This window comes from Micromonospora sp. NPDC005413, from assembly GCF_040606435.1.
In the GTDB taxonomy this organism is placed as follows: domain Bacteria; phylum Actinomycetota; class Actinomycetes; order Mycobacteriales; family Micromonosporaceae; genus Micromonospora.
The window spans coordinates 1-10,972 of the sequence record NZ_JBEXEV010000064.1; the positions used below are offsets into that span (position 1 = coordinate 1).

8 protein-coding genes are annotated in these 10,972 nt (G+C 72.8%); 4 read left to right on the forward strand and 4 right to left on the reverse strand.

Annotation, left to right across the window (positions count from 1 at the left end):
* Window positions 1-50: 50 nt before the first annotated feature.
* Window positions 51-1,475 carry a type I glutamate--ammonia ligase gene (gene glnA / locus ABZS37_RS32200; protein ID WP_355175294.1) on the reverse strand — a complete coding sequence of 475 codons (1,425 nt, stop codon included), beginning with the start codon at window positions 1,473-1,475 and terminating at the stop codon, window positions 51-53.
* Between the two features lie 261 nt (window positions 1,476-1,736).
* On the opposite strand from glnA, the gene ABZS37_RS32205 reads away from it, so the two are divergent.
* Entirely contained in the window at window positions 1,737-2,135 is a 399-nt protein-coding gene (locus ABZS37_RS32205; protein ID WP_355175296.1) for an RDD family protein, read from the forward strand.
* A gap of 69 nt (window positions 2,136-2,204) precedes the next feature.
* Here the strand turns inward: ABZS37_RS32205 and ABZS37_RS32210 are convergent, their stop codons facing one another.
* Window positions 2,205-2,891 carry a DUF4191 domain-containing protein gene (locus ABZS37_RS32210; protein WP_354994965.1) on the reverse strand — a complete coding sequence of 229 codons (687 nt, stop codon included), beginning with the start codon at window positions 2,889-2,891 and terminating at the stop codon, window positions 2,205-2,207.
* 207 nt (window positions 2,892-3,098) lie between these two features.
* On the opposite strand from ABZS37_RS32210, the gene ABZS37_RS32215 reads away from it, so the two are divergent.
* Window positions 3,099-3,269, forward strand: a complete 171-nt coding sequence (locus ABZS37_RS32215) for a hypothetical protein (protein WP_355175298.1) — start codon at window positions 3,099-3,101, stop codon at window positions 3,267-3,269.
* 182 nt (window positions 3,270-3,451) lie between these two features.
* Window positions 3,452-6,340, forward strand: a complete 2,889-nt coding sequence (locus tag ABZS37_RS32220; protein WP_355175300.1) for an AAA family ATPase — start codon at window positions 3,452-3,454, stop codon at window positions 6,338-6,340.
* 9 nt (window positions 6,341-6,349) lie between these two features.
* Here the strand turns inward: ABZS37_RS32220 and ABZS37_RS32225 are convergent, their stop codons facing one another.
* Together ABZS37_RS32225 and lipA are read right to left on the reverse strand one after the other, a co-directional pair.
* Complete coding sequence (locus ABZS37_RS32225) at window positions 6,350-7,966, reverse strand: hypothetical protein (protein WP_355175306.1); 1,617 nt, start codon at window positions 7,964-7,966, stop codon at window positions 6,350-6,352.
* 126 nt (window positions 7,967-8,092) lie between these two features.
* A complete protein-coding gene (gene lipA, locus ABZS37_RS32230; protein WP_355175302.1) occupies window positions 8,093-9,088 on the reverse strand; it encodes a lipoyl synthase in 996 nt (331 codons plus the stop codon).
* A 453-nt stretch (window positions 9,089-9,541) separates the two neighbouring features.
* On the opposite strand from lipA, the gene aspS reads away from it, so the two are divergent.
* On the forward strand, window positions 9,542-10,858 hold the full coding sequence (aspS, locus tag ABZS37_RS32235) for an aspartate--tRNA(Asn) ligase (RefSeq protein ID WP_355175304.1): 1,317 nt from the start codon (window positions 9,542-9,544) through the stop codon (window positions 10,856-10,858).
* The last annotated feature ends 114 nt before the right edge of the window (window positions 10,859-10,972 follow it).

Genomic DNA, 10,972 nt, shown 5'->3' on the forward strand with positions numbered 1-10,972 from the left:
GACGGCTCCGCGAATCGCGGAGCCGGCCCGGCCGGTGCTGGAGCTACAGCTCAGCAGTCGTAGTACATGGCGAACTCGTGCGGGGTCGGGCGCAGACGCACCGGGTCGACCTCGTTGGCGCGCTTCCAGTCCACCCAGGTGGAGATCAGGTCCGGGGTGAAGACGCCACCGTCGAGCAGGTAGTCGTGGTCGGCCTCGAGCGAGTCGAGCACGGCCGGCAGCGAGCCCGGCACCTGCTTGACGTCGCCCCACTCCTCCGGCGGGAGGTCGTAGAGGTCCTTGTCGATCGGCGTCGGCGGCTCGATCTTGCTCTTGATGCCGTCCAGGCCGGCCATCATCATGGCCGAGAAGGCCAGGTAGACGTTGGCCGACGGGTCCGGAACGCGGAACTCGACGCGCTTGGCCTTCGGGTTGCTGCCGGTCACCGGGATGCGGGTGCAGGCAGAGCGGTTGCGCTGCGAGTAGACCAGGTTGACCGGCGCCTCGAAGCCCGGCACCAGGCGGCGGTACGAGTTGACCGTCGGGTTGGTGAAGGCCAGCAGCGACGGCGCGTGGTGCAGCAGGCCGCCGATGTACCAGCGGGCCATGTCGGACAGGCCCGCGTAGCCGGTCTCGTCGTAGAAGAGCGGCTCACCGTTGAGCCAGAGGCTCTGGTGGGTGTGCATGCCGGAACCGTTGTCGCCGAACAGCGGCTTGGGCATGAAGGTCGCCGTCTTGCCGTTGGCCCAGGCCTCGTTCTTCACGATGTACTTGAAGAGCTGGAGCTGGTCACCGGCGTGCAGCAGGGTCGAGAACCGGTAGTTGATCTCGGACTGGCCGGCGGTGCCCACCTCGTGGTGCGAGCGCTCCACGTTGAAGCCGCTGTCGACGAGCCGGCGCACGATCGAGTCGCGCAGGTCGGCGTAGTGGTCGACCGGCGGCACCGGGAAGTAGCCGCCCTTGTACGCGGTCTTGTAGCCGCGGTTGCCGCCCGGCTCCTCGCGGCCGGTGTTCCAGGCGCCCTCGATCGAGTCGATGTAGTAGAACGACTGGTGCGCCGAGGTCTCGTGGCGGATCGAGTCGAAGATGTAGAACTCCGCCTCGGCGCCGAAGTAGGCGGTGTCGGCGATGCCGCTCGCCGCCAGGTACGCCTCGGCCTTCTTCGCCACGTTGCGCGGGTCGCGGCTGTAGGCCTCGCGGGTGAACGGGTCGTGGATGAAGAAGTTGAGCGCGAGCGTCTTCTGCGCGCGGAACGGGTCGATGAACGCGGTGGCGACGTCCGGGAGCAGGAGCATGTCCGACTCGTGGATCGCCTGGAAACCGCGGATCGACGAACCGTCGAACGCGAGGCCGTCGGTGAAGAGGTCGTCGTTGACGGACTCGACCGGCAGGTTGAAGTGCTGCATCACGCCGGGCAGGTCACAGAAACGTACGTCGACGAACTTCACGTCCTCGTTCTTGAGGTATCGCAGCAGTTCCTCGGGATTGGCGAACACACATCCTCCTGGCACGTCCACGGGGTGGCTAGGCTTCTGGCGACGCTATGGCCAAGCGGTTGCCCGGCCGTGTCTCCGTTGTTTCTGCCGTGTTACGTCCCTCGCGGAGCGTCAGCGACGCTCATATTCACGCCTCGGCCCGCCGCGAAGGCCGCACCGGCTGTGCCAGTCTATGGCATCTGATCCCTTTGGCCCGATTCGGCACACAGTGGTGGCGGCACCCGGCGAGCCCTCATCTCGGCGCGGATACCCTTGACCGCTGTGACCAATCCGCACTCCCCGGCAGCGCCGGCCACCGACCCCACCTTCACCCCGCCGAGCCTCGGTCGGCGGTTCGGGGCGCTGATCATCGACTGGGTGCTCTGCCTGCTGGTGTCCAACTTCTTCGCCGACCCGGTGCGCGACGGCTGGGCGCCGGTGCTGGTCCTGGTGCTGGTGTACGGCATCTTCCTCGGCCTGTTCGCCCAGACGCCGGGCATGTACGTCACGAAGGTCCGCTGCGTGAACTGGCACGACGGTGGCCGGATCGGGGTGCTCCGGGGGCTGATCCGGGGTCTGCTGCTGGCCCTCGTCGTCCCCGCGCTGATCATGGACGAGCACCGTCGTGGCCTGCACGACCGGCTCGCCGACTCGGTCATCGTCGACGCACCGCGCGGCTGAACCCACCACCAACGAGAAGAGCCGGACCCGCACGGGGTCCGGCTCTTTCCAGGCGTACGCGAAAAGGGGTCAGCGGCCCCGCGACTGGCGGGAGGCGCCCGGCGGCCGCATGTTCTTCGGAATCGCGCCCTTGGGCATCTGCGGCCGGGCGGTGAGTGCCTTGAGTCGCTTGTCCAAGGAGTTGACGTCCTTGCCGGAGAGCGCGCGGGGCAGACGCAGCAGCGTCGTCCGCAGCTTGCGGATCGGCAGCTCGCCCTCGTCCTGCCCGATCACGTAGTCGTGCAGGGGGGCGGAGCCGATCACCTTGGACAGCCGCCGCTTCTCCTGCCCGAGCAGGCCGCGCACCCGCTGCGGGTTGCCCTCGGCCAGCAGGATCACGCCCGGGCGGCCGATCACCAGGTGGACCATGTCCATCTGGGTGGTCGAGCTGACCGCCGGGGTCACCCGCCAGTCGCCGCGCATGTTCTCCATGATCTGCGCCGCCGCGCCGGGCTGCCCCTCGGCGGCGTTCATCATCGCCTTGTTGGACCGCAGGTTGAGCACGATCAGCACCGCGAGCAGGATGAACAGGATGCCCAGTGGCAGCCAGATCCAGCCCCAGAAGATGACCGCGACCACGGTGAGGGCGAGCGGGAGCAGCACCGCGGCGGCGACCAGCGGCGCGAACCACCGGTCCTGCTTGGCGGTGAACTGGAACACCATCCCGATCTGCTTCAGCCGCTGGCCGAACGAGACCTTCTCCTGGGGCTTTGCCATGCCGCAGAGTCTAGTGGTCGCCGTCGGCCCCGTTGATCCGCGTCCGGGTCCCGACGCAGCTGAGTACCTTACGTCGCCGTAAGCGTCCGGACCGGGCGGGTAAGGAGGGTGGCGCCCGGGAAGATGAGGCGCTGTCCCCATGCCCGGGTGGGGCCTTCGCGCGAAGAGTCGTCAACAGAAGACGACGACGCCACGAAGGAGCCCGACATGTTCGGCAACGACGCAGACTTCCTGCTCTACCTGCACCGTACGCACGCCGCTGAGCTGCGCGCCGAGGTGGCAGCGGAACGGCTCGCCCGCTCGGTGTCGCGCGGCACCGGCCGCACCTGGTTGGGCCGCCGCCAGCCGGCTGGCCGCACCGGCGACGACCGCCGGTGACCGCGCCCGCCCCGCTCGCCCCGACCGACCAGGTGGAGCCCGTCCCGCCCGCCGGTCGGGGCGGGAGCGGGTCAGCCGCCTCGCCGCCGGGTCGGGGCGGCCCGGGGGCAGCTGCCCCACCGGTGGCCCGGTGGAGGATCGGCCTGGCCGGTGACTCGGCCGTTCATGGCATGCTCGGTCCCGTGACCGTACGTGCCGCCAGTTCCGTCCTCATCGGCCGCCAGCGCGAGATCGCGGGGCTGCGGGACGCCCTGGGCCGGGCTCGCACTGGCGAGCCGGCCACCGTGCTGGTCGGTGGTGAGGCGGGTGTGGGCAAGACCCGACTGCTGGAGGAGTTCGCCGGCTGGGCCACCGGCGGTGGGGCCCGGGTGCTGGTCGGCCAGTGCCTGGAGTTGGGCGAGGCGGGCCTGCCGTTCGCCCCGTTCGCCGCTGCCCTGCGCGCGGTGCTGCGCGCCGACGGCCCCGCGGTGTTCGCCGGCTACGAGGCGGAGTTCGCCCGGCTGCTGCCGGAGCTGGGCCGCGCGTCGGCGACGCTGGCCGCGCCGAGCACCGGCCCACTGACCGACGCCCCCCGCGGATACCTGTTCGACCTGGTCGCCGAGCTGTTCCAGCGGCTCGCCGACGCCCGGCCGCTGGTGCTGGTGATCGAGGACCTGCACTGGGCGGACCGCTCCACCCGGGACCTGATCGGCTTTCTGGTCCGGGCGGCCCGGCCGGGCAGGCTGCTGCTGGTCTGCACCTACCGCACTGACGAGTTGCAGCGCGGCCATCCGCTGCGCCCGTTCCTGGCCGAGCTGGACCGGGCGCGCGCTGTCGAGCGGTTCGAGCTGGGGCGGCTGGACCGCAACGGCACCGGCGCGATCCTCGCCGACCTGCTCGGCGCCGAGCCGGCCCCGCGCGCCGTCGACGACATCCACGACCGTACCCAGGGCAATCCGTTCTTCATCGAGGAGCTGGCCGTCGCCGGCGACCCGCTCGGCTGCGCGGCGCTGCCCGAGACGCTGCGCGACCTGCTGCTGGCCCGGGTGGATCGGCTGCCCGACCCGGCCCAGCGGGTGCTGCGGATGGCCGCGGCCGGTGGCACCCGGTTCGCCCACGATCTGATCGCCGAGGTCGCCGGGCTGCCCGAGGCCGAGTTGGAGGACGCACTGCGCGCCGCCGTCGCCGCCCAACTGGTGGTGGCCGACCCGGACGGCGACTACGAGTTCCGGCACGCGCTGGTCCGCGAGGCCGTGCACGACGAGCTGCTGCCCGGCGAGCACGCCCGGCTGCACGCCCGGTTCGCCGCCGCGATCGAGGCCCAGCCGCACCTGGTGGCCGCCGGCCGCGCCCCGGCCGAGATCGCCCACCACTGGTACGCCGCGCATGACCACCCGCGCGCCCTGGTCGCCGCGCGGGTCGCGGCCTGCGCCGCCGCCGACCGGTACGCCTACGCCGAGCAGCGCCGGCTGCTGGAACGGGTGCTGGAGCTGTGGGAGCTGGTGCCCGACGCCGCCGACCTGCTCGGCATGGACCACCTGGCGCTGCTGGAGCAGACCCTGGGCGCCGCCGTCACGGCCGGCGACTTCAGCCGGGCCATCACGTTGACGCGGGCCGGGCTGGCCGAAGTGGACGCCGACGCCACGCCGCTGCGCGCCGCCCGCCTGTTGGACCAGCGGGGCCGGCTGCTGGCGTTGCTCGGCAAGAGCGACGGCAGCCGGGAGCTGGGTGAGGCGTACCGGCTGGCGGCCGGCGGCCCGCCCGGCGTGGAGCGGGTCCGGCTGCTCGCCGACATCGCCGCCCACCTGATCAAGATCGATCCTGAGCAGGCGGCCCGGGTGGCCGCCGAGGCGAGTGTGGACGCCGAGGCGCTCGGCGAGGAGCTGGTCCTGCTGCCGACCCGGATCGCCCTGCTCTGCCACCACGAGCGGGACCTGGAGCGTGGGCTGGCCGAGCTGGGCCGGGCCGAGGCCGTCGCCCGTGCGGCCGGGGACACCCCGGCCCTGGTGCTCGCCAAGGTTTTCCGGTCGGACCTGCTCTGCGAGCTGGGTCGCTACGCCGAGTCCGCCGAGGCCGCCGAGGCCGGGGTGGCCGAGGCGCGGCGGGTGGGAATCAGCCGCTCGACCGGGGCGTACCTGCTGTCCAACCGGGCCGAGGCGCTGATCGCGCTGGGCCGGTGGGATGAGGCCGAGGCGGTGTGCGCGGAGGCCGCCCGGATCGACCTGTCCGGCGTCACCGGGCTGCACTGGCTCCAGTTGGGCGCCGGGCTGCGGCTGGCCCGTGCCCACCCGGGCGCCGACGAGCTGGTCGGCCGGGCGCTGGCCTTCCTTGGCCGGCCCTACCTGTGGCCGAACCACCGGCTGCCCCTGCACGAGCTGGGGATCGAGGCGGCGCTGGCCGCCGACGACAAGGTCGAGGCGGTTCGGGCGGCCCGCGCCGCGGTGGCCGACGAGTGGCTGCCGCAGCTGCCCCGCGAGGGCTGGCCGGTGCTCAGCGCCGTCGCTCGTACCGCCGCCCGGCTGGGTGACCAGGAACTGGCCACGGCCGTCGCCGCGCTCGCCGCCGACCTGCCGGCCCGCCACCCAGCCGCCCGGGCGCACGCCGCCCAGGTCACCGCCCTGCTGGCGGCCGGTGACCAGGTGCTGCCGGCGTGGCGGGCGGCGGTGGACGCGTGGCGTGCCGACGGGCAGCCGTACTCACTCGGCCGGGCGTTGGTGGCGTTGGCCGAGGCAGCCGCCGCCGCGGGCGAGCGGGACGAGGTGTCGGCCGCGGTCACCGAGGCCGCGGAGATCGCCCGGCGGCTGGGTGCGCCGCCGCTGGCCGAGACGGCCGCAACCCTGGCACGACGGGTCGGCCTGCGCGCGACGGGTCAGGCCGGGCCCGGTGCCGACCTGCTGACCTCCCGGGAACGGGAGGTGCTGCGGCTGGTCGCCGAGGGACACAGCAACAGCCGGATCGCCGAGCGGCTGTTCATCTCCCCGAAGACGGCCAGCGTGCACGTCTCCCGGATCATCGCCAAGTTGGCCGTGACCAACCGGATGGAGGCCGCTGCCCTGGCCCACCGCCTGGGCCTGCTCACCGAACCCCACTGACTGACGAGATCACCCCGGCAGGTAGATCCGCCAGCCGTCGATCGTGACAAGGGCCAGGCTGCCCGGGGCCGCGCGTAGTCGCTCGTCGAGCCGGGCCGCCAGCGGCGATCCGGCCGGCGCGACCCAGGCCGGCGCCGCCGAGCGCTCCACCTCCCGCCGGTACGCGGGGTAGCGGTCGAAGCCGGGGCGCAGCGTGTCGTCGACGACGGCGCAGACCACGTCCTCCGCACTGGCGAAGGTGAGCCGGTTGCAGGTCCAGTAGCCGGCGCGGACGTGCCGTACGCCGAGCTGGCGCAGCGTGCTCACCAGCTCGGCGTGCCGGGCTTCGGCGGCCCGGGTCGCCGGGGCGGTCTGCGCCGCCTGCCAGGTGGCATGGGCGGCGGTGCCCAGCGTGGCGACGAGCACGACCAGCGCGACCGGTCGGGCCAGCGTGGACCCGACACCGCGCCGGTCGGTCGTCGACGGGCGCAGTCCGTGCCGGGCCACTGTCCACACCGGCCAGAGCAGCGCCGGCAGAGAGATGAGCAGGCAGGACAGATAGCGGGAACTCTCCACGGGGGTCAGCCCGGCGGCACTGCTCACGGTGTACGCGCCGAGGGTGGCCACCGCCGCCAGCACGAGCGCCAGCCGGACCGCCGCCGCCACCCGGGGCGACAGATCCACCGGGCCGGCGGGATCGGCTGGAGAGGCGCGGTCGGCTGGAGAGGCGGGGTCGGCTGGAGAGGCGGGCGGTCGGCGCATCGCCCGCCAAGCCGTGACGGCGGCGGCGACCAGCAGCACCGGCAGGGCGAGCGCCCACCACAGCTGCCAGGTGGCGCACTGCCCGGGAGCGCAGAAGCCCATGCCCAGCGGCGGGCCGAGCAGCAGGCCGCCGTGCAGCCGGTCCGCCCAGCCCGCGGTCGCGTTCGCACCACTGGCGGCGAGCACCGCGTGCAGCGGGTTCCGTCCGTTGACCAGGCTGTGCAGCAGCAGCGGGGCCGCCCCCAGCACGGCGGCCGCCCCGAGCAGCGCCCCGGCCGCCCCCCGCAGCTCCCGGTGGCAGAACCCGACGAGCACCGCCCCGGTCGCCACGACGTACGGCAGCACGAGCGGGTCGACCCAGAGCATCAGGCCGGCCAGGAAACCCCAGGCCGCCCAGCGCGCCAGCCGCCACCCCGGCCGCCCGCTGGCCAGATCCACGGCGAGCACGGCCAGTGCCACTCCGGCCGCGTTCATCTCGGGATAGCCGCCGCCCGCGATCAACTGGTTCTTGATCAGCCGGTCGGAGCCGAGGGCCAGCAGCGCCACCACCAGCAAACCGAACCACCGGTCCCCGGTCAGCCGCAGCGTCAACCGCCAGGCCAGCAGCAGGAACAGCACGTACAGCGCCAGCGTGGGCAGCCGCAGACCGAACAGCGACGGCCCTCCGGCCAGGGCGAACACCGGCGCGGCCAGGTACGCCTCCAGCGTTCCCATGTACTGCTGGCCGTAGAACCAGACCGGGAATCCCTCACCCCGGGCGATGTGCAGCGCGGCCAACCCCATGGTGGCCTCGTCGCTGTTCGTCGGTGGCGCGGCGTGCCCCAGCAGCCAGAGGCGGTAACCCACCCCGGCGAGCACGGCCAACCCGGTGAGCCAGCCGACCAACCCGGGACGCGTGCTGGGCCGCGGGCGCGGGGAGCCCGCGCCGCGCGGCTGCTGGCGTACACCGACGGTCACCACACGATCATGGCATCCGGACGCCGAACGGCCCGTGCGGCGCTGCCGGCGGTGTCAGCCGGCGGTGGCGACCGAGGTGGCGGCGCGGGCGGCGCGGGCCTGCTGGTAGAGCCGACCGGCCCGGTACGACGAGCGCACCAGTGGCCCGCTCATCACCCCGGCGAAGCCGATCTCCTCGGCCTCCTCGCGCAGCTCCACGAACTCCTCCGGCTTGACCCAACGGGTCACCGGGTGGTGCCGGGTGGAGGGGCGCAGGTACTGAGTGATGGTGATCAGCTCGCAGCCGGCCTCGTGCAGGTCGCGTAGCGCCTGCGAGACCTCGACCCGCTCCTCGCCCATGCCCAGGATCAGGTTGCTCTTGGTGACCAGGCCGTCGGCGCGGGCCTGCCGGATCACGTCCAGGGAGCGGTCGTAGCGGAACGCCGGCCGGATGCGCTTGAAGATGCGCGGCACGGTCTCCACGTTGTGGGCCAGCACCTCCGGGCGGGAGCCGAAGACCTCGGCCAACTGCTCGGGGACGGCGTTGAAGTCCGGGATCAGCAGCTCGACGCCGCAGCCGGGCTGCAGGGCGTGGATCTGCCGGACGGTCTCGGCGTACAACCAGGCGCCGCCGTCGGGCAGGTCGTCACGGGCGACGCCGGTGATGGTGGCGTAGCGCAGCCCCATCGAGACCACCGACTCGGCGACCCGGCGGGGCTCGTCGGCGTCGAACTCGGCCGGCTTGCCGGTGTCGATCTGGCAGAAGTCGCAGCGCCGGGTGCACTGGTCGCCACCGATGAGGAAGGTGGCCTCGCGGTCTTCCCAGCACTCGTAGATGTTGGGGCAGCCGGCCTCCTGGCAGACGGTGTGCAGCCCTTCGCGTGAGACGAGCCCGCGTAGCTGGGTGTACTCCGGCCCCATCTTGGCCTTGACCTTGATCCATGGCGGTTTGCGCTCGATCGGCGTCTCGGCGTTGCGCGCCTCGATCCGCAGCAGGCGACGCCCCTCGGGGGCGGCCGTTGCGGTGCTCGCTGCCTGGCCGGTCGTCGGCGCGGAGTGCTCGATCGTCACGAAAACGAGCCTACGCCCGACGGCAGGTGTCTATGTACGCCAGGCGACCGGCGTCACGCCGCAGATGTTGTGACGCCCGACACCGGCCTGCCGAAAATGGGCGTCACACGCGCGGGTGCCGGTGCTACGGTCACCGCCAACAGCGACGACGGAGCCGAGTAGCGCCCCGACCCGCCAGTGCAGAGAGCCGCCGGTGCTGAGAGGCGGTCTGGTGCCGGTGCGCGAAGACCCTCCTGAGCTGCGGGAAGAACGGTTGCGGGTCACCCCGTGCCCAGTAGAGCCCGCCCGGCTGGCCCCGGTCATCAGGCGACGAACGAGGCTCCCGCTTCGGCGGGGGCGAAGGTGTGGTGGCACCGCGAGGTTCCCGCTCGCCCACACCTCCCTGGGGCTGATGCGACGCTTCGCCACCCCAGGGCGGCGACGGCGTGGCGATCGACCGAGGAGCAGCCCGCCATGCAACGAACCCTGTCCCACCACCTGCCCGCCCACATCGGCGCGACCGTGCGGATCGCCGGCTGGGTGCACCGCCGCCGAATGCTCAAGTCGGTGGCCTTCCTGATCGTGCGGGACGCCGCTGGCCTCACCCAGGTGGTCGTCACCGACCCGGCCGTCCGTGCCGAGCTGGAGAAACTCACCGAGGAGACGGTCGTCGAGGTCACCGGGACGGTCACCGCGCGGGACAGCTACGGCACGTCCAAGGCCGCGCTGGCAACCGCGCCCGCCGGGGTCGAGCTGACCGACCCGACGGTACGTCCACTCGGGCCGCCCGCCGTGCCGCCACCGTTCGACCTGTACCGGCCCGCGCTCACCGCGAGCCTGCCCACCCAGCTCGACAACGCACCGACCGCGCTGCGGCACCCCACCCGGTCGGCCGCGCTGCGGATCTCGGCGGCGGCGGTGGCCGGCTTCCGGGCCGCGCTCGACGCCCACGACTTCGTGGAGATCCACACCCCGAAGGTGGTCAGCTCCTCCACCGAGAGCGGGGCGAACGTGTTCGCGCTGGACTGGTTCGGCGGGCCCGCGTACCTGGCCCAGTCGCCGCAGTTCTACAAGCAGCTGATGGTCGGTGTCTTCGAACGTGTCTACGAGGTGGGGCCGGTCTTCCGGGCCGAGCCGCACGACACCGTCCGACACCTCGCGCAGTACACGTCGCTCGATGCGGAGCTGGGCTTCGTCGTCGACCATCGCGACGTGATGCGCGTGCTGCGCGACACCCTGGCCGGAATGCTGGGCACCGTCGGCGAGCGGGCCGCAGGTGCGCTCGCGACGCTCGGCGTAACGCCGCCGGAGGTCCCGGCGGAGATCCCGGCGGTGCACTTCACCGAGGCGCTCACGATCGCCGGCGCGCCCGCCGACGAGCCGGACCTCGCGCCCGCCCACGAACGGGCACTGGGGGAGTGGGCCCTGCGCGAACACGGGTCGGACTTCCTCTTCGTCACCGGCTATCCCATGGCGAAGCGGCCGTTCTACACCCACCCGGACCCGGCGCGGCCCGCGTACTCGAACGGTTTTGACCTGCTCTTCCGTGGTCTTGAGCTGGTCACCGGCGGGCAGCGGCTGCACCGGCACGCCGACTACCTGGCGGCGCTGGCCGCGCGGGGCGAGCCGGTCGAGCCGTACGCCGGGTACCTGGACGCGTTCCGGCACGGCATGCCGCCACACGGAGGCTTCGCCATCGGGCTGGAACGCTTCGTGGCCCGCCTGGTGGGCGCGGCCAACATCCGGGAAGTCACCGCCTTCCCCCGAGACCTACACCGCCTAACCCCATAACCCCGCGCGCCCCGCCGCCCCTCGACTCGGTCAACAGCTGGGTCCAGCGGGTGCACGAGGTCGACCCGGTCGAGCTGCTCGAAGTGCAGCTGTGCAACATCACCGCGCCGTTCG

Bases quoted from the DNA above. Each gene is read 5' to 3' on its own strand.
- ABZS37_RS32210 (WP_354994965.1), bottom strand. From the start codon at position 2,891: ATGGCAAAGCCCCAGGAGAAGGTCTCGTTCGGCCAGCGGCTGAAGCAG.
- ABZS37_RS32215 (WP_355175298.1), top strand. From the start codon at position 3,099: ATGTTCGGCAACGACGCAGACTTCCTGCTCTACCTGCACCGTACGCAC.
- aspS (WP_355175304.1), top strand. From the start codon at position 9,542: ATGCAACGAACCCTGTCCCACCACCTGCCCGCCCACATCGGCGCGACC.